Source organism: Solirubrobacter deserti (genome assembly GCF_027587175.1).
GTDB lineage: Bacteria > Actinomycetota > Thermoleophilia > Solirubrobacterales > Solirubrobacteraceae > Solirubrobacter > Solirubrobacter deserti.
In genome coordinates, this window is the sequence record NZ_JAPCID010000025.1 from 19,297 (window position 1) to 42,155 (window position 22,859).

At 66.7% G+C, this 22,859-nt stretch carries 18 protein-coding genes, 1 pseudogene and 1 other annotated feature; of the genes and pseudogenes, 11 read left to right on the forward strand and 8 right to left on the reverse strand.

The annotated features are described in order from the left end of the window. Nucleotides 1-420: 420 nt before the first annotated feature. From OJ962_RS17920 to OJ962_RS17935, 4 genes are all read left to right on the forward strand, one after another. Nucleotides 421-1,137, forward strand: coding sequence for an STAS domain-containing protein (locus OJ962_RS17920; protein WP_202958055.1), 717 nt, complete (start codon nt 421-423; stop codon nt 1,135-1,137). After that, on the forward strand, nt 1,130-1,540 hold the full coding sequence (locus OJ962_RS17925) for a hypothetical protein (RefSeq protein WP_202958054.1): 411 nt from the start codon (nt 1,130-1,132) through the stop codon (nt 1,538-1,540). Before OJ962_RS17920 ends, OJ962_RS17925 begins: the two co-directional genes overlap by 8 nt. A gap of 1,560 nt (nt 1,541-3,100) precedes the next feature. Then, nucleotides 3,101-3,604, forward strand: coding sequence for a tyrosine-type recombinase/integrase (locus OJ962_RS17930; RefSeq protein WP_202958052.1), 504 nt, complete (start codon nt 3,101-3,103; stop codon nt 3,602-3,604). Continuing rightward, complete coding sequence (locus OJ962_RS17935) at nt 3,574-4,029, forward strand: site-specific integrase (protein ID WP_202958051.1); 456 nt, start codon at nt 3,574-3,576, stop codon at nt 4,027-4,029. The genes OJ962_RS17930 and OJ962_RS17935 overlap by 31 nt, the downstream gene beginning before the upstream one ends. 291 nt (nt 4,030-4,320) lie before the next feature. Here the strand turns inward: OJ962_RS17935 and OJ962_RS17940 are convergent, their stop codons facing one another. Continuing rightward, the gene (locus tag OJ962_RS17940) at nt 4,321-5,304 is read right to left on the reverse strand and encodes a tyrosine-type recombinase/integrase (RefSeq protein WP_202958050.1); all 984 of its coding nucleotides are present in this window, start codon (nt 5,302-5,304) and stop codon (nt 4,321-4,323) included. A gap of 218 nt (nt 5,305-5,522) precedes the next feature. Further along, the gene (locus tag OJ962_RS34450) at nt 5,523-5,786 is read right to left on the reverse strand and encodes a helix-turn-helix domain-containing protein (RefSeq protein ID WP_407697518.1); all 264 of its coding nucleotides are present in this window, start codon (nt 5,784-5,786) and stop codon (nt 5,523-5,525) included. A gap of 643 nt (nt 5,787-6,429) precedes the next feature. On the opposite strand from OJ962_RS34450, the gene OJ962_RS17945 reads away from it, so the two are divergent. The 3 genes from OJ962_RS17945 to OJ962_RS17955 all read left to right on the forward strand — a co-directional run bounded on the left by OJ962_RS17945 (nt 6,430) and on the right by OJ962_RS17955 (nt 9,783). After that, nucleotides 6,430-7,566 (forward strand): hypothetical protein, encoded by a 1,137-nt coding sequence (locus OJ962_RS17945; RefSeq protein ID WP_202958047.1) that lies wholly within the window; start codon nt 6,430-6,432, stop codon nt 7,564-7,566. Nucleotides 7,567-8,170: 604 nt separating this feature from the next. Then, nucleotides 8,171-9,328, forward strand: coding sequence for an ImmA/IrrE family metallo-endopeptidase (locus tag OJ962_RS17950; protein ID WP_202958045.1), 1,158 nt, complete (start codon nt 8,171-8,173; stop codon nt 9,326-9,328). Further along, a complete protein-coding gene (locus tag OJ962_RS17955; RefSeq protein ID WP_270006509.1) occupies nt 9,325-9,783 on the forward strand; it encodes a hypothetical protein in 459 nt (152 codons plus the stop codon). The genes OJ962_RS17950 and OJ962_RS17955 overlap by 4 nt, the downstream gene beginning before the upstream one ends. Here OJ962_RS17955 and OJ962_RS17960 read toward each other — a convergent pair. Together OJ962_RS17960 and OJ962_RS17965 are read right to left on the reverse strand one after the other, a co-directional pair. Then, the gene (locus OJ962_RS17960; RefSeq protein ID WP_202958043.1) at nt 9,763-10,632 is read right to left on the reverse strand and encodes a DUF6602 domain-containing protein; all 870 of its coding nucleotides are present in this window, start codon (nt 10,630-10,632) and stop codon (nt 9,763-9,765) included. The genes OJ962_RS17955 and OJ962_RS17960 overlap by 21 nt on opposite strands. Before the next feature lie 76 nt (nt 10,633-10,708). Beyond that, complete coding sequence (locus OJ962_RS17965; protein WP_202958042.1) at nt 10,709-11,539, reverse strand: abortive infection family protein; 831 nt, start codon at nt 11,537-11,539, stop codon at nt 10,709-10,711. A gap of 204 nt (nt 11,540-11,743) precedes the next feature. On the opposite strand from OJ962_RS17965, the gene OJ962_RS17970 reads away from it, so the two are divergent. Next, on the forward strand, nt 11,744-13,108 hold the full coding sequence (locus OJ962_RS17970; protein ID WP_202958041.1) for a hypothetical protein: 1,365 nt from the start codon (nt 11,744-11,746) through the stop codon (nt 13,106-13,108). A 676-nt stretch (nt 13,109-13,784) separates the two neighbouring features. On the opposite strand, the pseudogene OJ962_RS17975 reads toward OJ962_RS17970, so the two are convergent. Beyond that, nucleotides 13,785-14,954 (reverse strand): annotated as a pseudogene (locus OJ962_RS17975) (IS3 family transposase). Continuing rightward, nucleotides 14,606-14,720, reverse strand: a sequence feature (AL1L pseudoknot). It overlaps the preceding pseudogene by 115 nt. Nucleotides 14,955-15,289: 335 nt before the next feature. On the opposite strand from OJ962_RS17975, the gene OJ962_RS17980 reads away from it, so the two are divergent. Both OJ962_RS17980 and OJ962_RS17985 read left to right on the forward strand, forming a co-directional pair. After that, nucleotides 15,290-17,533 carry a DNRLRE domain-containing protein gene (locus tag OJ962_RS17980; protein ID WP_202958040.1) on the forward strand — a complete coding sequence of 748 codons (2,244 nt, stop codon included), beginning with the start codon at nt 15,290-15,292 and terminating at the stop codon, nt 17,531-17,533. A 79-nt stretch (nt 17,534-17,612) separates the two neighbouring features. Then, nucleotides 17,613-18,170 (forward strand): hypothetical protein, encoded by a 558-nt coding sequence (locus OJ962_RS17985; RefSeq protein ID WP_202958039.1) that lies wholly within the window; start codon nt 17,613-17,615, stop codon nt 18,168-18,170. A 195-nt stretch (nt 18,171-18,365) separates the two neighbouring features. On the opposite strand, the gene OJ962_RS17990 is transcribed toward OJ962_RS17985, so the two are convergent. Further along, the gene (locus OJ962_RS17990) at nt 18,366-18,566 is read right to left on the reverse strand and encodes a hypothetical protein (protein WP_202958038.1); all 201 of its coding nucleotides are present in this window, start codon (nt 18,564-18,566) and stop codon (nt 18,366-18,368) included. A 495-nt stretch (nt 18,567-19,061) separates the two neighbouring features. Further along, on the reverse strand, nt 19,062-19,469 hold the full coding sequence (locus OJ962_RS17995) for a hypothetical protein (RefSeq protein WP_202958037.1): 408 nt from the start codon (nt 19,467-19,469) through the stop codon (nt 19,062-19,064). 278 nt (nt 19,470-19,747) lie between these two features. Between OJ962_RS17995 and OJ962_RS18000 the strand changes: the two genes are divergently transcribed. Beyond that, a complete protein-coding gene (locus OJ962_RS18000; RefSeq protein ID WP_202958036.1) occupies nt 19,748-20,092 on the forward strand; it encodes a hypothetical protein in 345 nt (114 codons plus the stop codon). 261 nt (nt 20,093-20,353) lie between these two features. Here the strand turns inward: OJ962_RS18000 and OJ962_RS18005 are convergent, their stop codons facing one another. Then, on the reverse strand, nt 20,354-22,630 hold the full coding sequence (locus tag OJ962_RS18005) for a hypothetical protein (protein WP_202958035.1): 2,277 nt from the start codon (nt 22,628-22,630) through the stop codon (nt 20,354-20,356). Between the last annotated feature and the right edge of the window lie 229 nt (nt 22,631-22,859).

Here is a 22,859-nt window from a genome sequence, read left to right on the forward strand (position 1 = left end):
TGTCCGCGCGAGCCGGCTCTCCTCCAAGAGCGGTCCCCCGAGCTCGCGAGGTCCATCGCCAGGCAGGCTAGGTGTGCGTTTCGGAGGGCGTGATCGGCCGTTCGTCCAATCGTCGGCTTTCCTGGTCATCGGTTCAGGTTTGACCTGACGACCGGCTAGGGTCGTGGCGCGTTTGCAGGCAGGCTGGAACGCAATGGTCGACACCAACCGTGCTGGCGTCAGCCAGCCGGAAAGGAGTGTTTCGACGCGGCGGTACAGTGCTCGTGAGGGCTAGGTGGTGCGGTTCGGTCTTTGGACGGGGCACCCCAACCGGACTTCGGTTTCTTGCGATGCAACCTGGAGTCTCGAATGTCTTCTCACAGTGCGTCCGATGGGCCCGGGGGACCGACAGGCTTCGTCTGCGATTGGTCGCCGACCGGGATGGACGCCGCGACCGTTCGTGCTGCCGGGAGGTTGGACTCGGTCACCGCGCCGCAGCTGCGGCTGGTCCTGGACGCGGCGCTCCAGCACGCGCGACTCGTAGCGATCAACCTGCGCGAAGTGTCGTTCGTCGACAGCACTGGGCGGCGCCTGCTGGTCGACGCGACGCGCCGGGCGCACAAGAGGGGGTCGCGGCTGGTGGTGATGGACGCGTCAGCGGAGGTTGAACGCTCGTTCGCCTTGGCCGAGACCCGCGCACTCCTCGACGTGCTGCCAGGTGCTCTCGGCAGCACACCGAACGTCGCCCGCGAGCCGATCGATGGGGTTGATCCGCTCAGGAACCCCGTCAATGCCCGGATCGTCACCGCTCGGGTGATGGACACAGATGCTCGTGCACTGTGGACGCACGGTGCGGACGGCACGATCCGACGAGCATGGGCGCCTGATGCGTTTGACGGGACGCTGATGCCCCCGGGCGCCAGAGTTGAGATCTATCTCGATCAGCACGGCGCCGTCAACGGCTGGTGGCACACAAGCTCCAGACTGGCGATCAATCAGCGCCATCTGGCCGCCGTCGATGGCGGCCCGGAATTCGCCACAGGGGCGCTCGTCTGTCAAGGCTCGTGCGAACTCCTTTGGCAGGCGCCGGCCGCCGCGCAAGTACTCGGCCACGACGAGCGATGCCTGACCTGCGCAGGCCCTCTTGCCCTTGCCTGACTCTCGCACCCCGCTCTCCGGCGAGCAGTTGCTGGACGCCGCCTCTGACGCCATCCTGAGCCTACATGTGCGCGAGCACGGATACCTTCCGGCTACCGCCGAGACCGTCATGCTCGGCGAGGATCTGCTGGCGTGCACCATGGCCGGAACCTACGGGGACCCGGGCGACCCGTTGGCTGACTTCGGGCGAACCGCAGAGCTGCGCCGTACCGACGAGAACCTCAAACGCAACGCCGACCACACCTACGTCGACATCATTCAGCGCCTCTCCGGACGGACCGTCCTGGCATTTCTTCTCAACTACGATGCCGGACCTCACCGCTGGGTCGCGCTGTTCTGGCTCGCACCCTCAACGCCCAAGGGCCCCGGCGCGTCGTCTGTCTCCACCGACGGCCCTCGTTAGGGCACGGCGGCACCGTCGCAACGACCCACCGCCACGTCACTCGGGCGGCTGCGCGCACTGCGGTCGGCGCCGCACCGAGCGGTCGCGGACGCCTGTCCAGCCTCCGCGTCAAGGGCCGTCGAAGTCGATCCGTCGCTGGCGCTCCGCGTCCTGTGCAGCGACAGTCTCGCGGATCTGCCGCGAGATTCGGTCGAACTGGTCCGCGGTTTGTCGATGCGTCAGGTGGGGGCGCACTCGGAGCGCCCGGAGGCCGACGAGCTCGGAGAGGTCGGTGACCGCCTCGAGCTCGTCGCCGCAACCGGGACACAGATCGGCCGCGCGGCCGCTTGCGACGTTGTCGTGCCAGACACGGGACCGGCAGTGCAGGCACTTCGAGTGCGGCATCAGGCGCTGGTTCTCGGCGTCCGCACCCCGGACTCCCGCGTTGCGGGCCGCCGATCGCGGCGGACACCGTCGGCGCGTCTGCGAGCTCGCGTGCTGAGGACGTGCATCGTGCTTTCTTGCAGGGACCGGCGCTGCGTCCCCGCGGCTGCTCGTGGGCTGGCGGCATGGCAGCGCCAGCAGTCGTCCGACTGTCGGGCCATGGGGGCACGACATCCGTCGCACAAGCGCGGTTCGTGTCGGTCAAGCATCGGTGCTCCTATCTGAGCTCCTTCAGATTGACGCGAGACGCAGCGGGCGAAGGGGCGGTCCCAGAGCGTCCCACGAGCTTAGGCGTCCCAGCTTTCGCGCGGGTAAGCGCCTGACAGGGACCTAGTTCGCCCAAGATACGCTCGGTGCCGTCCAAGAGCCTGAGGGACGAATCGTCTGGACCCGAGCGACGCCCCGCCCCGTCCTTACGCCTCAACGTCGGATCAGTTCGCCGAGTCGCATGAGCACATGCGCAATACGGCCAGCCGGCGGGCCCCGATGCAGTAGTTCGGGCCTTGCCGTGGAAGCCTCCGCGGCATTGCAGACGACTCCGCCCAGCAAGCAACGAAATCGCCCGGGCGGCCGCCGTCCGCCGGCGGAGACCAAGGACGCCTAGTCGGTCGGTCGGTGAGGCCGTCGAACGCGCCCGCCGCGAGTTGAGCGACCTGCGCCGCAAGAGCACCGATGACGTCTGAAAGCAACATCACGGGCCCACGTGGCCACAGCCAGCAAGATCCCTACGGGTGGATCCGTGGGTCCTGCGCATGGGGATGCCGATGGAGGAGGTCGGTACCGCGCCGGCGGGCGCCGGGCTCCCGCGCGACGAATGGACTGACACGCGTGTGCAGACCCGCGTGCTCACCGTCGCTGCCGGCGCCGATCTCGAGTTTCACCGCGACGACGTCGGAGAGCCGATGCTGAGGCCGCTTTCAATAGGATCGCCGACCAGGCTGCCGAGCAGGCCCGAGAGGAGTGGGCCGGTCGAGTGCGAGGCGCGGCGGCATGACTCGTCAGCGGGGGCAGATCTACCGGCAGCCGAGCGGGCTGTGGGCGATACGCTACCCCGACGCCTAGGCCAACCGCCCGCAGCTGACGGGCTACCGGACCAAGGCGGAGGCGCGTCAGGTCCTCGAGGAGCTGCTGCGCGAGGTGCGGCTCGGTGCTTCCTACCGGCCGAACGCGAGGCTGCGGCAGCTCTACGAGGCGTACCTGGAGCAGTACGACGTGGCGCCGTCGACGGTGGCGTTCCTGAAGGACAACATGAAGCCCGCGCTCGCGACGTTCGGTGATCAGTCGGTGCGCGATCTGCGGGTCGACAAGATCGCGGCGTGGCGCAAAGGCCTGCCGGAGGGCAAGCGGTACCGGTCTCTCAGGAGTCTGCGTCAGGTGCTCGCCGGGGGTGTGCGTTGGAAGTGGCTGGAGGACAACCCGGCGGCGCTGATCAAGAATCCCGAGCCCTGGCCGGGCGAGATCGATCCGTTCGAGAGCTGGGCGGAGATCGACGCGATCTTCGACGAGGTGGGCGGCGCGTTGGTCCAGTTCCTGTGCGGGACCGGGGTCCGGCCCGAGGAGGCGTTCGGCGGTGAGTGGCGCGACGTCGACCTCGAGCGCCGCATGTCCGGGTGCAGCGCGCGTATTCGAAGGGCCGGCTGAAGGACTTCGCGAAGACGGCCGGCTCGACGCGGGCCGTGCCGCTCCGAGCGCGAACGGTGGCTGCGCTGGAGCAGATGCCCGGCAAGCGCCGCGGCATCCTCTTCCCCGCGCCCGAGGGCGGCAGGATCGACATCAACAACTGGCGCAACCGCTCTTGGACGCCGAGTCTGGAGGCCGCGGGCGTCAAGCATCGGCGGATCTACGACCTGCGGCACACGTACGCGACGTGGTCGCTGGCGGCTGGGATCGACATCTTCACGCTGGCTCGCCGGATGGGTACGAGCGTGAAGATGATCGACCGCACGTACGGCCACCTGGTGGCCGGCGCGGACGCCTACGAGCGCGAACTGCTGGACGCGTTTGATGCCGTTCCTGAGCGGCTTGGACGCTATTCGGACGCGGAGGCCGAGCAGGATGCGGCGTGAATCCGAGCCCAGGAACGAAAAAAGCCCTGCAGATGCAGGGCTCTTCGTTGCGACGGGAGCGACGGGGCTCGAACCCGCGACCTCCGGCGTGACAGAGTCGCGGCTACGGGCTCGAAACGCCTGCAAAGGGCGTCATTGAAGATCCGTGGCCTCATGCCTGCGTCACCTTTCTGCGCGCCCGCACGGCGCCGCAACCGTGCGCAACGGTCGCGTCGGGCTTCCTCAAGCGGGCGCAGGACTCGAGCGAGGAACGAAGCACCGTGCTGATTCTGTCCTGCCGAGCAGACGGACTCAAGCCGAACTCCGGTCCGCAGGAGCTGATCCTTGGCTGACGAGCGCGGAGAGTTCCGCCAACGCCTGAGCGCGGTATTCGCCGGTAGCGTGCGCATAGACCCGCGTCGTCGTGTTGGTGATGTCCTGGCCGCCGGCTCGGATCGAGTGGCCCATCCACGCTGAAACCTCGATCGCCGGTATCCCGGCTGCCAGCAGCCGGGACGCGAAGGTGTGGCGCAGGTCATACAGGGTGAACGCGACGCCGGCGCGCTCCTGCGCGGGCGTCCAGACGCTCCGATAGAAGTTCCGGATTGACCAGAGCTTGCCTCGCGGCGAAGGAAACAGGACCGTCGACAAGCCGGATATCGAGCCACCATGAAGCGCTAGCAGCGCCCGCGGGCAGAGGGTCCAACGGCCTCGCTTCTCGCGTTCGGGAACGTGATGGGTGCCCTTCAAGCCGTTCATGAGGTGGCCGTAGCGATCGACCGTCTGATGGAGATAGATCAGCTCGCGGTCAAGGTCCAGGGCGTCAGAGTTCATGGCGAATAGCTCGCCGGGTCGGCACCCGGTCAGCGCCGGCGCCCAGCAGACCGCGCGATAGTCGCCCGGGACTTCCGCCATGAACGCGTGAATTTCCGCCGGCGGGACCGCTCTCCGTTGAACCTGCCCGCGCAAGGGAGCCAGGCGCGGATCACCTGCTCGCACGCGAAGGCGCGCGGCAGGGTTGGCGTCGATCAGTTCGACATCGACGGCATCCCCAAGTACCGCGGATAGGGCCGAGAAGGCTCCATCGATCGTCGTTTTGGCTAGCCGCTGTCGTAGGAGAGCGTCCTGGACGTCACGGAGATCGCCGCGGCGCAGTTCGTCAAGCGGGACCTCGCCGGCAGTTGCCAGGTGCGGCAACACGTAGCGACGGATGCGCTCGAGATTGGTCGCTTGCGTCCTCGGATGACGCGGGAACCGCTCCGTCCACTCGTCCAGGAACGCGACCAGCGTCGGCACACGCGATCGCCCAGGACCTGTTCGGTTGAGTTCACTCACCAACGTCGCGGTATGGGCGACCGCGTCGCCCTTGCGTTCAAAGCGCCCTGCTTGCCGAACCGCTCCATCGAGATCGACGTATCGGGCACGCCACAGCCGCGACTCGCGGTCGCGAATGGGTTGGCGAACACGCGCGACGCCGTGCGGCTTGAACGAACGGCGTCGATCCGAGGGCGCCACTACGCAGCCGGGCCGAGTTGGCGATGATTCGCGATGAACGCCTCGACATCGTCGTTCGTGAAGCGCACCTGGCTTCCGATGCGTACGCATGGCAGCCGCCCCGCCTTGACGAGCCGGTCGATCGTGTCTGTCGACAGCCTCAGGTGGTTCGCCAGCGACTCTCGGTCAAACAGCGGCCGACAAGGGCTCGGGATCACCGGCCCTTGCCCAACCGAGGACCCCTGCGGGGTTGCGAACGCCTCGTCTTGCCCTACGTATGCCATTTCAACGCTCCTTCCGGCGGCCGGACGCGCGCTGATGAGGACTCAGGCGGCGCCTAGCAAGCTATCTCGTCACTCCTTAAGCCCGCTGAGAGACGGCGGCGCGCAAACGGATTCGCCGGGCGGGCCACCGGCGCGGGTGCATCGCACACCAGCTGAGGCAGTCGGGACCAACCATCGGCATGGGGACGGCAAGCGGCCAATCGGCCGAACACAACTGCGTCGAGGTCCTGGTTGGGGACACTCCGGAGCGCGAGGTCACGGCAGCAACGCCGAACCCGACGAAGCCGAAGAAGACTTCGAAGTGGAAGACAGACGCGGAGTACCTCCTCGCCCATGAGACGATCGCCGACGGCAAGTGGACCAACCAGCCCCGGCTCAAGAACGAGAAGCGCGCCGCCTTCATCCGCCGACTCCTGCCGGTCACGTTGCGCAGGACCAAGCCGTCGAGGCGGGCACGACCGGACCCGGCGAGTAGCGATCGCCCGTCGCGTCCGCGGAACGGTCACGAACGCGCATCTCCGGGGCGAACCGTTGGCGCGGGCCGCTCAGAACCCAGGTGCGACGCGTCACCGCGCGGACCGGCCCGGCTTGCGCGGACAGCCCGGCGGCGTGGTCGCCGCACATTTGAGACGCTGCGCCGATGATGCGTCGAGCGCTGGCCGTCACCGCCTGGGGGCCCGAACGGTTGGACATTTGGGCTGTCCACCCGATCAACAAGGGCGCGCTTCAGAAAACGTGGCAGCCGAGTCAATGGGAGCCGCGTGAACTGGAATGGCACGGGCGGCCTGCGCGATCCCAGTTCGCCTACTTGCTCACGGTCGTCTCGTGGGGCCGAGGGCGGCTGGATCTGTTCGGCGTCGGCCGTCGGCGCCTGGATCCCCCCGAGACGCAACACCAGCTTCTGCACAAGGCCTGGGTGGGCGGGCCGGACTGGTGGCCGCACCCCGAGTGGAATGCGCTGGGCGGGACGTTCTGGACCGCCCCCGCTGTGACGTCGTGGGGACAGAACCGGCTCGACATCTTCGCCCGAGCCGGTGGGGGCCACATCAAGCACAAAGCGTGGTACGGCGGCAAGGAGTGGGACCCGCCGGGCGAGGAGTGGCGGTTGCTCTTCGGCAGGACGATCGGCGAGCCAGCCGCGGTGTCCTGGGGTCCCGGCCGTCTGGACGTCTTCGCTCTGGGGCACCTGGGGCAGATGCAGCACAAGTGGTGGTCGCGGACGAACGGCTGGGGTCCGTCGCAGACCAGATGGGATGACTGGGGCGGGCGCTTCTTGAGCTCGCCGGCCGCGGTGTCCTGGGGTCCTGGCCGGCTCGATGTCTTTGTCGTGGGAGAGAACCGGCGGATGCTCCATCGCGCGTACGTCAACGGGGTCTGGTGGCCGTCCGAGCTGCCCAGCGGCGACGCCGACTGGGAAGACATCGGCGGCAGCTTCTCGAGCGCGCCGTCGGTCGCATCGTGGGCGCCCGACCGGCTCGACATTTTTGCCGTCGGGACCTCCGGGCAGATGCTGCACAAGGCTTGGGCGGGCGGACCGCACTGGTACAAGTCGCAGTACGAGTGGCATGAGCTCGGCGGCGAGTTCTCGTCCGCACCGTCGGCGGTTTCGTGGGGACGCGACCGCCTCGATATCTTCGGACTCGACCCGCAGAACCACGTGCTCCACAAAGCTTGGGACGGTCGCAACTGGCATCCGAACGAACTGAGCTGGGAGCGAATCGGCGGGCCGATGCTGAACGCCAACGAGGCGGCGCTCGCCGAAGCTCCGGCGCAGGCATAGAACCCGACCGGGGCGGCGACGACTCCGAACCTGCGAGTGCCGGAGAGGACATGCGGACGGTCCCACGCCCCGCCCCGCACGGGCAGGGCTTTGTTGCCGAAAGGTTCATCGAACGCGGTGCGTCGTCCTGGAGAACTCGCCCGGTGACACGCCGCGCAGCCGTAGGTCCGCAACGAAGGATGTTCGATCGATCGCCGTCGCGCCTCCAGCTTCCACGTCACCTTCCGCGATTTCGGCGATGCGGCCCGCGAAGGGCGCCACGGCGTTCGGTGACACGTCCGGGTGCCCACGATCGGGAAGCGCTAGATCGCGCATACACGGGGCCGAGGGCGAGTGGTTCGAACGCCGCACGGTCAGCCAGGACCTGCCCCAGCTCCCCACCTGGCCGGCGACTGCACCTAAGCATCTTGTCGGAACCACCGGACGGCCACCTCGAACACCGCCGAATCGCGTTGTCAGCCGTCCGCGGTGCCGGCGGTTCCGCCAATGGCGCCTTGTCGGAACCGTGCCAGTGTGTGAAGACGTCGGGCGCTACGAGTGCACAGCCAAGGCCGTTGCGCGCGGTCCGGCTTGACGTCCGACCGGGCGGCGTATCCTCACCGGCGTGGCGCGCGGCGAACTCGTCCCGATCCGGCCGGTAGTCCTTCAGTGGGCGATGGACGAAGCGGGCGTGTCCCGCCGCGGATTGGCCAACGCCCTGAAGGTCGATGTCGCGAAGGTGGATGCGTGGCTGGCGGGGACCGAGCAGCCGACGACGACGCAGTTCCGTGGGATCGCGACGCACGTCAAGCGCTCCACCTCCACGTTGCTTCTCGCGCAGCCACCGGCGGCCGGCGTGCCGCCGTCCTTCCGGCATCCGGCTGGCTCGACTCTCGGCCGAACAATCACCCGCGAGGAGTCCGCCGCCGTACGTTCCGCACGTCGCGTTCAGACCGTCGCGCACTGGATCCTGGAGCGCACCGAGCACGACGAGCAGCACGCCGCGGTGCCGACCCTGGAGGCGCTTAGCGACCCAGCGGAGGCCGCCAAGACTCTGCGTGCCTGGCTCGACTGGTCGGAGCAGGTGCAGTTCACCGCCCGGAATCAGTACGAGGCATTGAACGAGATGCGCACCCGGCTGGAAGAACGCGGTGTCCTCGTCCTGCACTTGCGGATGGGCAAGGACGGCTGTCGCGGGTTCTCTCTGCCCGACCCGCTCTCTCCCGTGATCGCGGTCAACCGCACGTACATTCCCGCGGCGCGGCTGTTCTCCTACGTGCACGAGCTCGTGCATCTAGCGACACGGACCGAAGCGATGTGCATGACGACCGTTGGCGGCAATCAGCTCGAGGCGTGGTGCGAGGCCGTCGCCGGGAACCTGCTGTTGCCCGAGGATGCGACCCGCCGATTCATCCAGAGGGAACTGGGCGTAGAGACAGTCTCGACCGTTACCCAGGTCGCACGTGTGGCCAATCGCTTCCGATTGAGCCAGCGCGGCACCGCATACCGACTCCAGCTCGCCGGACTCGGCGTGGGGAACCTGTTCGCGATGGTCCACGCCGCGACGGATCTTCCCGTGCCACGGGACGACGACAGCGGCCCCAGGGAGCGCACCGCAGTCCGCCAATACCGACAGCTTGGCGCCGCATTCTCGTCGTTGATGCTCGAAGCGGAATCGCGTCGGCTCCTGTCATCGCACGATGTCTTGGACTACCTCGAGATCCCTGCGGCACAGCTCAACGACTGGCGCACGCTCGCGCGCGGTGAGCCCACGGCAGCGTGATCTACGTCCTGGAGGCACGCGCCGTGGCGGAAGTGTTTGCGCTGCGGCCGGTGAACAACATCCTCGATCACCTCACGGACCTCGTAACCGGCGGGTCAGTGACGTTCGCCAACGACGTGATCGCCGATATGCGGCAGTCCTACGACGGCGACCACAGCCTGACGTGGACCGTGGCCGTGAAGGCGTCCCTCTTCGAACCAGCGGTGCCGTGGACGGAGAAGCAGGACGTTCAAGACGCCTACCCGGAGCTCGTCGACCCGAACACGGCGCGCGAGACCTGCCTGCCGGCCGTGCTAGCGCAGGCCCGTCGACTCGGCAGCCCCTCCACGCCGTGCTGCATAGTCACCGAGGACTTCGGCGAGAAACCCGGCCGGATGTCGCTCGCCGCAGCGTGCGCAGCGGAGGGCATCCGCTGCATCTCCGCGGCCGACTTCCTAGATGAAGTCGGTCTGTAGGTCGCCCTGCGCCTCGACCGCATGGAGAGCTCGCGCGTCGTCGCTGAGGTAGGCGCTCAATGTCGGGGCGGACGCCCCGCGCGCTTCGGCGCCCGCGCGCACTAACGCTTCAACGAACAGCAGCAGCGTGCGCCCCGGGTCGCCCAGATACCGCTTCCCGTCGCTGTGGCGGACGACGGGGTAGATCATGCCGCCAACCGCCCGTTCCTTCTCGCCCTTCTCGGCCTCGATATACGCGCCAGTCCATGCGCCTGCGGCGTCGCGCTCCTGAAGGAGGCAGTTCCCGACGGTGTACTCCTCGCTCGCGAATACGGTCGCCGTGCCCGCGAGCATGCACAGGTTCAGCACACAAGCAAGGTCTGGTGCGTCCGTCGATTCATGAGACCGGAGATGCCCGGCCAGGGTCTTCGGAGATGGCTCGCAGTCGTACGCGAGCAGCGCGAAGAGCGGCCGGGTCCCGGTAACCGGCTCGAGCTCGGCGAGCTTGGCCTTCTTCTCCCTGAAGTCCTTCGTAACGTCGGGCGTGGACAGCGTCGTCTTGACCTCGATCGATGCCACGACGGTCTCGACGGGGTACAGCAGCTCGGTGGCCTGCGCGAAGATCGCCGGTTCGTCCGACCGCTCCTGGATCACGATGTCCATCTGCGCGGAGTAGCGGCCGTGGCTGTCGATCAGCAGGCCACTTCCAACCTGCCACCTGGACGGCAGAAACGCCTCAAGGATGCGCGCCAAAGCAAGCTCGTTGGCGCGCCCTCGCTCGCCGGCATGGCGGACAAGTTCCGAGAGGACTTCCACCTCTGCGCGCAGACGTTGAAGTACCCCAGCCCAGTAGCGCTCAACTATCGACACGCAGGAAGCTTCTCACGCTGTGCGCGCGTAGGCGGGTTATGCCTATTTCGCGGCCAGCGATTGGGCCCGGGCGTGCTTACGGCTCCGTCTCGAGCTTGGCGCTCAGGTAGTTGAGCAACGAGTAGCCGACGTTGACGACTAACATCGCCTCGGGCTGGCCGAGGAGCTCGAGGTTGGGATGCGCGACGCTCGCCCGGTTCCGTAGAGGTCCAAGCGCGTCGAAGATGGCACTAGCAGCGTTTAGAACCTTCTCGATGTCCTGGCTCCGAGGCCCCAGATCCTGCAACTGCGGATGCCCTCGCCTAAGAGCCTTGAAGATCGCCGTCATCGACGCGTCTGGTGGCGTCACAACGCCACCCGCCTCGCAGAGAGCCAGGAGGTGGCCGTGCAGAGCCGTGTGGACTCGGTCGACGGCGCTCGTTGGCCGACCCGCCCGCACCAAGCTCTCGGCATCGGCGAGAGCGTGCAGGACCACGTCGCGCGTTACGCTCGGAGTGAGGGCGCTCACGGCTGCGCCGGACTCAAGGCGCCGGATCCACTCGAGCATCTCCGCGCCGACCCTCTCCCGTTGTGGCGGAGAGTCGCTGGCACCGACCGGAAAGCGCTCCAACACGCCTCGCAGGATCTTCGCCTGATCGATCGGGTGACGCGTCGAGAGGATCTCGATGAACCGTTCCCGGGTCGTCCCCTCGTAGCGGTAAGGGTCGACGTCGAGATCGCAGAACTCCGGGTAAAAGTCGGCGTGGGAACGGTAGCTGAAGTCCCCGAGGTATCCACCGCTGACGCCGATGTACTGGTTGACGACCTTCGTCACCTCACGCAGCGACAGGCCGTCGCGACGCGCGTCAGAGGCGCCGGCCTTCTGCTTCTCCGGCGCCGAGTCGTTGGGATCTGCGATGTAGCCCACGCTGAGATTCTGGCCGCGGGACCGGACTGCTCGCGCGTAAAACCTAATGGCTGGCCGATCGTCGTCCGCGCGCCTCCGAATGGGGCTTATGGCACGCGCCCAGCAACAGTCGTGTCTCGGCGCTTTTTGCGTACCACGTCCTTCGGGACAGCCGAGCGGCCCACAGGTGGCGAGCCCTTGAGTGCTCAGGAGTAGACTACCGACATGCTGACGCTTCGAATGCGGCGGGTTACGACCGAAGACCCACTCGACGGTATTGAGGAGCTGCTCGCTGAACTCGGAGACGCGTATCGGCCACTGCTGCGTGACACTCTTCGCTTTCAAGCGGATGGCCTTGGTATCGACGCTGAGCAGATCCAATCGACGGCGCGTACCGACCAGTATGGGGAAGAGACCGAGTTCGGTGAGGTGCTGGCTGTTCCGGAAGGCGTGGTGGCAGTGCAGATCAAGGCCGAAGCTCGGCGCTACCTGCCGGCGGTGCGAACAGGACGCAGCGGCAGGGCTCGTTCTCGCGAGCTCAGCCTTTTCGGCATTGGGCAACCTTCGGTCGTCGAACGCTTGGCAGAAGTCGCAGCTGCGTTCGAGCAACGGTTCTCGCTGGAGTTGGAGCCGTTCGCGTACGAGTCGGATCGTTTCACAGCGCTCAAAGAAGAAGGTATGACGCCTCCTGACGCGCCTTCGGATCGAGAGAAGGCGGGCGCGCAAGTCCTCGCGGATCCCGTCGTCAGACGCGCCGCCGTGTCCGTCGCGTCGTCCGGAGGGTTGCTGGTGGGCGACCTCCCTAAGCAGCTGCCGCAGGAGGACCGCCACCGAGCCGCTGACGTCCAGGAGACTTTGGAAAGCGAAGGCCTCGTCGACGTTGAGCTCGTAGTGATTTGCAAGAGGACTTCCGCGCAGGTCGCGCGCGTGCCTTCGCGCGACGCGCTCGAGCAAGCCGCAAGCGCGGGTCTCAGGTGTGCGTGCGGGAAGGCATTGCTGGACGAGCGTGTCGAGGAGGCCCTGAGCCTTGCAGCGCTCGGACGTCAACTGCTTGACGGCAGCTGGTGGCTCTCGGTGCTACTCATGGAGGAGCTCAGGGCGCTCGGCGTTAGCTACGAATCGATGCTGATCGAGGCTAAGGACGGCGGCGACGAGATGGATTGTTTCGCCGATATCAGCGGCGAACTGACGTTGTTCGAACTCAAGGACAAGGAGTTCAGCCTCGGCAACGCGTACTCATTCGGTGCAAAGATCGGCATCTACCGGCCCGAGCACGCGGTGATCGTCACGACCTCTCACGTCGGCGGAGATGCCAGGGAGCACTTCAAACGATCCCTCACGGCCGACACGTACGATGAGTTCGGACGAGCTCGCGGGGTACGTCGGATGCGATACGTCGAGGGCGTCCAAGACCTCGCGTCCGCGCTCGAAGAACTCGCCGATGAGATCTACGGAACGGACGCCCAGACCATACTTCGGCGTCTGCTTCCGATGGCTTCGGTCGACGCCGGGACAGTGATCTCTGCCATTCGCAGCAGGTCAAAAGACGATGAGAAGACGATCGAAGAACCTGCCCCCACGGACGGGTAGACAGTCAGGACGGTCCGCATCCTCTTGGACCGAGGCGATCGAGGCGATCGAGGCGATCGAGGACTTGTAGCGTCGCCACGCGACGGTACACGCTCGGCTCGCGAACTGGCCTTACGTCGAGTTGGGTGAGCCTCCTGGCTCCCGTACCGTCCCCCGCGGTGCAGGTTTCGCGTTCATTCCAGCTAGCCAACTGCATCGTGCTGCTCGTGGCCGCCGTGTCCCTCGCATGACGGATGGCCGAAGCTCTTTACGCGAACTGCCTCGCAGCCGCGAATGTGCGCGCTGCCTTCCCCACTGTGCCAGTCACCGACCTCGCGAAGATCAGCCGCACGTACGAAGACGAGGCGGACAAGGCGGCCGCTCGAGAAAGACGACTGGTCGCCGGTCACTCACGATTGCCGTGAGCCCGCGCGATATCCCGCACCCGTGAACACCGCGTTGTCTCGTGCGCTGCCGCTGACCGCCTGCAGTCTTGTCGACGCCTGCCTTCTGAATCTCGAGCGCTGGTCCTCGGCGCCCGTCGGTTCGGGCCTTGACCGTTCGTGTTCGTGGGCCGCGTCTTCTCAGTACGCGTCCACTCGACAATGTTCCCGTCAACGAGCCGGCGAGTTGTTGCCTCGCGCGTGGCGGGAGGCTTCACGATTCTGAACCGCCCCGGCTTTGATGGAGGCCGTTTCTATTGGGTTTGAAGTTGCTTGTAGGTACTGCTGTTCGAACTGCGCTGGGGCAAGTCTGCCGCAGGCAGAGTGCAATCGTGCGTTGTTGAACCAGTCGACCCACTCCAGGGTCGCGAGCTCGACGTCGGCGAGCGTCTTCCAGGGTCCTTCGCGGCGGATCTTCTCGGTCTTGAACAAGCCGATCGTGGTCTCGACGAGGGCGTTGTCGAGCGCGTCGCCGACACTGCCGACGGAGGCGTCCACGCCGGCGTGGATCAGGCGCTGGGTGAAGGCGAAACTGAGGTACTGGCTGCCGGCGTCGTTGTGGCAGATCAGGCCCGCGCCGGCCGGGATCCCGGCCCGCTCGCGGGTCCAGAGCGCCATCTCCAGCGTGTCGAGCACCAAGCTCGTGCGCATCGTGGTGTCGGCCTTCCAGCCCACGATCCGGCGTGAGAACGCGTCGATGACGAACGCGACGTAGACCACGCCCGACCGCATCGCCACGTACGCGAAGTCCGCGACCCAGAGCCGGTTTGGGGCGGTCGCGGTGAAGTCACGCTCGACCAGATCCATCGGTCGATCCCCTCGTCCGAGATCGTCGTGCGCCTTGCCTTGCCGCGGACGACGCCCGCCGAGCCGGCCCGGCGGATCAGCCGCTCGACCGTCAACGCGCCACCGGCACGCTCTCGGCCTGCAACGGCCACCACACCTTCCGGGCACCGTAGCGCCCGCGCGATGCCGCATGCACACGCTCGATCTCAGCCATCGGCTCGCGATCGCGCAGCGTCCGCGCGCTCGGCTCGGCCCGGCTCCGCGGGCTTTGACGGCGTAATACGTCGACCGGGCGATCGCAACACCCGGTAGATCGGCTCGGTCCCGAACATCTCGCGGTGCTCGTCGATGAACACCGCTAGCGCTTCGGCGGTTGCGGGTCGAGCTCCCGCGCGAAGAAAACCGACGCCGCCTTTGAGGATCTCGTTCGCCCGCCGCAGCTCGCGGTTCTCGCGCTCGAGCTCCTTCACGCGCTCGACCTCAGCGGTTGCTCACGCCCGGCCGCGCGCCGCCGTCGACCTCGGCCTGGCGGACCGCTTGCGCAGCGTCTCGTTCGTCAGCCCGAGCTTGCCGGCGAGCGAGGTGATCGCTGCCCACTGCGATTTGTAATCGCGCTCGCGCTCCGACACCACCCCCACCTCAGCTACCCAAACATTAAGTCTTCAATATGTCGTCATGCGAACAAGAGATGCTTCAAACATGAGAAATGATTGACTTGATACGCAGCAATCGCTTTGGTTCGCCATCGCTGAGCAAGTGAATTCCTCTGCGGACGGCGAACGAAAGGCGATGTATGTTAAAGGGTTCGGCAAGTCGGTCACTGTCGCAGATGAGAGCCGCCGAGCGATGGCGCAGGCGGTGTGCCGTAGCCGCTGTAGTCCTCACGGCCGCGTGCGGCCTCGTGAGTCCGGAAGCTCATGCCGCGCGTCAGACGGTCACGCTGAATCCCGCGCTGACGTGTGAGATCTCGACGATGAGCAGCCAGGCCTGCGCCAACCAGGCAACGCCGCTCGTCGGGAAGCTGGCTTGGTCACCGTGGAACGACCGCTACCGCGCGGTGGCGAAGTTCGACTTCAGCCAGATCCCCACTGGCAGCGAAATCGTCTCCGCCCACGTCGTGGTCGACTGGTCGTGGTACGACACGCCATCCTCGAGTTGGATCTACCTGCACGAGTTGACAGCGCCGTTCACCGCCGGCGCGACGTGGACCAAGCGGGACGGGGTCAACTCCTGGGCCAGTGCGGGCGGCGACTTCCTGGCGCAAGAGGCGGCGCCGCCGGACGCGGGCTACAGCGGCGAGGACACCGAGTGGGGATCGTTCGAGATCACCAACCTCGTGCGACGTTGGTACACCGGCACGTCGCCCAACCACGGTGTGCTCTTCAAAGCCGGGGAAGAGGGCCAGACCGCCAACGACGTCGTCGAGATGGAGAACCTCCGGCTGCTGCTCACGTATGCGCCCCCGGACACCGCCGCGCCGGGTGTCGACGCGGGCGGCGAGCTGGTTGGTCTCGACGGCCGGTACACGAAGCAGACCTCGGCCGTAGTGGCGGTCTCTGCCGAGGACGATTCGAGGGGTGTGTCAGAGCTCCGTGTCGTCGACGCCGGTGAGGCGAGCCTGGGCGGCGCGCTCCTGGATTGCGGCAGCCCCCGCGTGTGCGACACCGAGGTGAGTGAGGCGTTCGCGGTCAATCTGGCGGGTCTGTCCGGCGGCAAGCACGTGCTGCGTGCCACCGCACGCGACGACGCCAACAACGTCGGGACCTCGGAGAGCTGGGAGATCATCATCGACCGTCAGGCTCCGGGCATGGCGACCGACATCGACGCCTCCAAGCGCTCCGGCCAGCCAGCGCAGGTGCTGTGGGTCGAACCGGAGGATCCCGACTTGGCAGACGGGAGCCCGGGCTCCGGGACGTCGAGTTTCTCCTACCGCTACCGGTTGAACTCGGGCGCCTGGTCGGCGTGGACACAGACCACCGTGCCCCGGTTCGCCGTCGACCCGGCGGTGGTTGGTCATACGATCGCCGTCGAGATCAAGAGCATCGACGCTGCGGGCAACGAAGGCCCGGTGGCCTCCGCGACGACAAACGTCGTTGTCAACGACTCGACGGCAAGGTCCAAGTTCAGCATCGGTGAGCTCGTCACGGACGGGGCCCAGGCAAGGACCGCCGACGACCCCGAAGAGCCTCCGGTCGCCTACGAGTGGGACTTCGATCCCAATCAACCCGACGTCATCACCTTTTGCACCCCGAAGTTCGGGATGCGGCATTCCAAGATCGGGACCGGCGTGCGCAACCTGTACAACGCAGTCCGCTTCTACGGGACGATTCGCTGCTGGAACAACGGCCTGAACTCGAACGAGAAGAAGCTGTCCGCTCAGTCCGGCTACCGAGCCGAAGTGTGTCTGTACTCGGTGTCTCCTCGTCGCAGGCTCGGGGAATGCGTCACGGAGAAGGCCAGCCCTCGCAAGAACTCCGCGCTGCCCAAGGACGACGACATTCCCGGCATCATCGACGTCTGCACCGCGGGCAATCGCGACTACGTCATCGAGGTCGAGATGGTCGGGTTCGGTCCGACCATCGAGGCCGCCGAAGAGGACGAGCTCAAGCCGCCGGGATTCAAGACGCTGTGGCCGTTCAACTGCAACGAGCCGGGTGCCTGGCGCGCGATCGCCTACGAGGATCGCGACGACGAGAACAAGAATCCCGGGTACACGCTCGGGGGCCGGATCGTCGAGCCCCCGTGTTACAACAGTCCGAACTTCCCCGGCAACCCCTGCGACGACCATCCCACCGGTGGGAGCCGCAACGGCACCCTCGGATGGAACGCCCATCACATTATTCCCGCCAACGAGGGCGCCAACGTGACGAACGTCAAGGTCGTCCAAGCGGAGCGCGCGATGACCTACGCGTACTCCTGCGGGCTCTCGGCGAACAACGCGCCCAACGGCGTGTGGCTGCGCGGGTCATCGCTCTGGAGTCCCACGCACGGCTACAAGAATCTCCTCAAGAACCATCCCACGGCGGCCAAGCGCCCGAGGCACGCGCTGCACCGAGAGGATGTCTATGAGGCGGTCGCCGATGCGCTCGATGCACACGCCGACCTCAATGGCACCTGCCACGACGCAGCGGCGCTGTCCTCGAAGCTGCAGGGCATAAAGGACGGCATCGCCGACGCCTCGTGGCCCCATCTGCCGGCGACCGCGAACCAGCCGTGACCGAGCGCAACCGCTGACCGATGCGTCGTAGCCGGAGTCGTCGCGAGACGGCTTCGGCTACCGTGCGGTGACTCGTCCCATGAACCTGAACGAAGCAGCCATGCAAATGCGACGTCTGGTGCTTGACGGCGATGTCCCCCTGACGCCCGAAGGGCCGGAGGCAGCCCTTTACACCGGACCCGGAAACGGCGCGCAGATCGCCTGGAGAGCGTTCCGAGCCGTCGCGGTCCAACCGGCCTTCGACCCGATCGTCCAATGGGGAGAAATGCAGGCCGTTTCCGCCGGTGGCTTCATGTTCGAGGCCAAGTTCGCGGCCGCGACTCCGGCGCGCAACGCCGATCCCGCGCTCCCTGAACACTACGAACTGCTGTTCACACGCCAGTTCTACATCAGCGACATCGGCGACATGCTCGGTCTGCACCTGACCATCCGCGTCGACGCGTCGGACGAGTTGCGCGCGCTCTCGGCGTCGATCTTCGGGGAGAACGCACCGTCGTCGGACCCCAACGACGAAGCCGCGTTCATAGCGGGCGCCGAAGCTTGGGTGGCGCAGGTCGAAGCCAGCCGCGCCTTCTCCGTGCCGATGAGCCGCCACCCCGCGACCGACTTCATGTTCGGGCTCGATGCAATCGGATAGAGCTCTCCGGGCGGCCTCCGCCGCGCCGGAGCATGGGAGAAGCCGCGGCCGATGACCGTTCGCGAAACCGGGGACCTTTGCTGGCAACGCCGCTGACTGGCCTTTGGAATGAGCTACGGGCGACTAGCTCTGCTTGGTAGGTCTCGGCGGTAGACGAGCTGCGGAACAGCTACACGTTCGACGCGGGCGCGACGCTCAAGGCGTCGGGACGATCTCGCCGATGTCACTAGCTACCGGTCGCGGACGATCAGTGGCCATTTCCGTCGGCAGGCGCGATGCGGTGCTGTCCGGGGTGAGGACTCCCGAGCCGATCCGCTCGCCAATCCGCACCCGCTCCCGAACGACGACCACGCGGCCCTGCTGTCGGCCTGTCTCCTGCTGGGCCAGCAGACGCACGGGGTCACCTCGGTGAGCCTACGGTCGAATAACGCGCGAGCCGCCGGTGGCCGCGGTCGGCGCTAGCGTCGTGGCCGCCGCTCGATATCACGCAGTCGCCGGGATGCGATCGGGTTCGACGGCTCGGCTGCGAGCGCTTGACGGAAGCAGTCGATTGCCCGCTCGACGGCGCCAAGGGCGAATCCAAGCGACAGGATCCCTGGGAACTAGCTCAAGAATCGCCGTATTGACGGCGATCGCCTCCTCCGGGTGCCCGGACTGCGTGGCGCGGCCTCGGAGCTGCTCAAGATCCGCAGGTAGCTCGGCGCGTCGCGCTTCGATCCGCGCCCGAGTCGCCGCCTTCCGCGCTTCGATCGCCTTGATGTGCGGAGCCAATCGCGCACACGCGGCGGTCAGATCCGCATCTGTGAAAAGGTGCTTGTACGGCTTGCTCTCGTCGGCGACTAGCGCCTCGCAGGCGAGATCGAGCGAGTCAGCGCCGCAATCGCGTCACGCTCATCCACCGGGCGCCTCCGTTCCGATTTGCTCTAGCCGCGTCAGCCGTTCCTCGAGCGTGCGAATCCTCTCCGACAGGCTGGCCAGTGTCGGCAGAATCAGCCGACCCTCGGGCTGCGCCGCCAGCAGCGCGCGAACCTGCTCAACGAAGCCCGCGTCAGCGGCGAGCTCCAGAGCGGTTTGCCGCGGACGGCCGCGCGAGCGCAGTGCCGGGTCTAGAACGTCGAACGCCACGAGCTCCGCAGCATGTCGAGCGTCATCGTCATGGAACACTTCGGCAGTCCACCAGTCGATGTAGCGGACCAGCTCAATCTTCACGCCAACCGCCGAAGCGCCGGTGACCACGCTGGAATCCCGGCGGACGACATGTTGCTCGAGCCGTCGATGCAGGTTGCCCGCGATCCCCACGTAGGGACCCAGCCGCGTCCCACTCGCTCGCCGCCATACATCGCATAGATGCCCGGGGTCCGAGCGACCTCGGCGATTGTCTCGACCTCCCTCGTCATAGCGGCCAGCACACACTACGCACGAGCGCCGTGTGACGCGCAAGCATCCAGAGTCCGGCGATCCCCATCGTGACTGCCGCCGACCGATCGTAACAACCGCAACTTCAGTTATCACCCCGGGGGCGAAGTTTGTCGGAGCCGACCTATGACCCCTAACGAGTCGTTCGCTAGGAGGTTTCCATGCAGCGTCGCATCACCCGTACCGCCCTGCTCATCCTCGCCCTGGCCGCCGGCGTCGCCGGCTCCTCGGCCGCCCACCCGGTCAAGGACCGCTCCTGCGGCCTGATCCGCGACGCTGATCGCATCCAGATCGGCGTCGTCGTCCAGCGCGGCCCCGTCAAGTGCGCGCTCGCCAAGAAGGTCATCCGCGCCTACGCCCGCTCGAGCGCGCCGTGCGAAGGCTCGGCGTGCGTGCGCTCCCACCACGGCTTCACGTGCGCGAGCGCGAACGCCGCAGACTTCCCGCGCCTGTTCAGCTGCGGCAAGGGCCGCGCGCAGGTCGCGGCCATGTCGACCGCGGACTGAGCTCGGTCGGCGGCGGCCGGTCAGACTTTCAAGATCCGGCCGATCGGCATCACCCGGCCGGGGGACGTGCCTCGCGGCTAGTCGGGCCGCGCGCTAGTTCCGGACCATGCCCGTGGTGTGGTGCGGCGCCCCCTTGGTGGGGGCGCCGCCGGCCACCGTGTCCCCGTGGCCGCCGCTCTAGGGGCGGCTTGCCGTAGTCGCCGTATCGGGCGCGGGTTCAGTCCACCCGAGGTCCGCGACGTCGACGGCGCGAGCGGGCAGTCAGCGGTTCGCGACGACCGAATGCACGGTCGAGTCCCAGCGTCCATAAGTCGCGTGGTAGAGCCTCCCGCTCGGATCGCAGTTGACCCCGACATCCACCCACCCGGCGCAAAAATCCACGTCGAACCATCGGCTCATCGCCACTTGACCCTTTGGGTACACGGTGGATCCAACAGTCCAATTGCGAACGTCGTGGAACTCGCCGTCTTCGGGAGGCAGCTTCGTCACTTTGTAGCCGAGTGCCGTGTACTTAAGGTTCATGTCAGAATCGAGCGAGTTCTTGAAGTTCTCGCGATCCCAGCTCGTGGTCTGCTTGCGCCGGTTGTAGCACCAATGGATCGTGTGGGTGGTGGTTCCCATCTGTGGATCGTTGTCCCCAGGGGCGTCCATGAAGAACGGCCGGGTCCGCGTCGTCCGCACGCAGCGAACGTTCGGTGCGCCGCCGGCAGCCGTCGCTGTTAGGTCGTCATCCGTGATTTCAAGAGCCGTCTGGGTGAGCGGCCCGGGCATTCCCTCGTCCGTCGTTAGGGTCGTCCCGGCCCCGAAGATGACTGGGCGCTGGGCCATGTAGTCGTGAAACGCGAGCTGGTCGCTCGGGGCCATTCCACCCAGGAACGCCTCGGCGCCCGACCCTGCTACGGAGCCGAACGCATCGAAGGCTGTTCGTAGATCGTCGGTGGCGATCCGGTGATCGGCGCCGCCGTATGACCACGATGTGGGGTAGATGCGCGGCTGGTCGGACGGTGCGATGCCGTCCCAGACGGGCCCGTTGCGGTATCCGTTGTCGCCGAGGGCCGTGCGGACTGCGGCGATCTCGGCGTCGGTGTCGATGCTGTGGTTGGTGCCGCCGTAGACCCACGATGTGTGGTAGATGCCGAGGCGAGCGAACCAGGTGTCGGAGTACGGTCCTCGGGAGCGGACCAAGTAGTCCTGTTCGGCGTCGGTGAGCCGGGACCACTCGTGCTGGAAGTCGTTGCGTGTCGCGAGTCCGTAGCCGAGTTCAGCGACATCTTCGCTGTCGTTGATGACGCCGTCGAGCCCGCCGTAGGAGACGCCGATGTACACGCGCGTCTGCGAGGTACGGCCTTGGCCTTGCCCGTTCGGAGCGAGCACGGGCGCGGGCCGGCCGGATGAAGGCATCCCGTCCGCGAGGTTCGAGAGGTTGTACGCATTCCAAGGGCGACCGCCGACGCCATCTGGAAGCATCTCGATCAGCTGGTTGCCCGTGGCGGTGACGTGGATCCGGATGCGCCCCTGTCCGTCCAGGGCTGCCGCCGGCGCCGAGCGCAGCCGGCCGACGAAGGGCATAAGGTTGCTGAGGTTGTAGGCGTTCCAGGTCCGGTTGTCGGCGTGGTTCGGGACGACTTCAAACAGCGTTCCGTGCTCAGAAGAGACCGCGTAGACATGCGGCATGCCGTTGCTGTCGAGCACGGCCGTCGGCTGACGAACCGGTGGCATCGCCGGATTCGGGTTGCCGATGCCGTTGTAGTGCGCGGTGATGTTGGTGGCTTCCCACGAGCCTTGTAGCGATGTGAGCCGGACTTCGAACAGGTCGCCGCTGTTCGAGGTCGCATAGATCCGTGGCAGGCCTTGTGCGTCAACGATGGCTTTCGGGCTGCGCACCGGTGGCAGCCTCGGGGCGCGAGCTGTGAGGTTTGCTGCATGCCATCCCACACCCCAGTTAGGCAGCATCTCGTACAGGTCGCCGTTGGCCGCCGTCCCGTACACGCGATGGATCCCATTCGGCATCTGCACGACCGTGGGGTTGCGCACCGCGGGCAACCCATAGTTCTGCGTGAGATCGGCGTAGGTCGTGAGCCGGCCTCCGTTCTCGCCCGGCAGGACCTCGATGAGGTGGTCCTGCGCGGTGGTCGCGTAGACGCGCGACAGACCATCGCGGTCGACGAGCGCGGCGGGATCGCGCACCGCGGGGATCCCGGTCATCGCGGCCGAGATGTTGTAGGCGTTCCAGACCCGGTTGTTCGCCTGATCGGACGTGTACTCGATCAGGCTGCCGCCGTTTTGGCTTGTGGTGCCGTAGACGCTGATCCGGTTGTCGTGGAAGATCGCGGCTGGATTGCTGATCGGCGGCGAGCCAGGCACCTGCTGGGTTAGGTCGTACGCGTTCCACGGATTGCCGTTCTGGTCGTCCGGGATGTACTCGAACAGATCGGAGCTGAAGTTGGCGAGTGCCACGGCGGGCATGCCGAAGCCAGCGGCCATAGCCACCAGCCCCGTCGCTGCGACTGCGAGTCGTCGAACGAGCCGCCCGGTCATGCGGCTGGCCAGCCTCGACCGTGACGGAGCAGTGCTGTTCTCACGCGCCCGGACTGGGCGCGCGATCTGGGATTGGCGCAATTTTGTTCCTCGATGAGGCGCATGTGCACGCGCGGCATACGGACCTTTGCTCGGCCCGGGGACACCCTGCGGGCGGCAGGCTACACAGTTCTGAGCGCTAGACGAACGCCGATTGGTCTCGCAGCGAACAAACTAGACGCGCGTCGGA

Excerpts from the sequence above, each read along its gene's own strand:
- OJ962_RS17970 (WP_202958041.1), top strand. The coding sequence starts at position 11,744 with ATGCTGACGCTTCGAATGCGGCGGGTTACGACCGAAGACCCACTCGAC.
- OJ962_RS17980 (WP_202958040.1), top strand. The coding sequence starts at position 15,290 with ATGAGCAGCCAGGCCTGCGCCAACCAGGCAACGCCGCTCGTCGGGAAG.
- OJ962_RS34450 (WP_407697518.1), bottom strand. The coding sequence starts at position 5,786 with ATGGCATACGTAGGGCAAGACGAGGCGTTCGCAACCCCGCAGGGGTCC.
- OJ962_RS17985 (WP_202958039.1), top strand. The coding sequence starts at position 17,613 with ATGAACCTGAACGAAGCAGCCATGCAAATGCGACGTCTGGTGCTTGAC.
- OJ962_RS18005 (WP_202958035.1), bottom strand. The coding sequence starts at position 22,630 with ATGACCGGGCGGCTCGTTCGACGACTCGCAGTCGCAGCGACGGGGCTG.
- OJ962_RS18000 (WP_202958036.1), top strand. The coding sequence starts at position 19,748 with ATGCAGCGTCGCATCACCCGTACCGCCCTGCTCATCCTCGCCCTGGCC.
- OJ962_RS17920 (WP_202958055.1), top strand. The coding sequence starts at position 421 with ATGGACGCCGCGACCGTTCGTGCTGCCGGGAGGTTGGACTCGGTCACC.
- OJ962_RS17945 (WP_202958047.1), top strand. The coding sequence starts at position 6,430 with ATGCGTCGAGCGCTGGCCGTCACCGCCTGGGGGCCCGAACGGTTGGAC.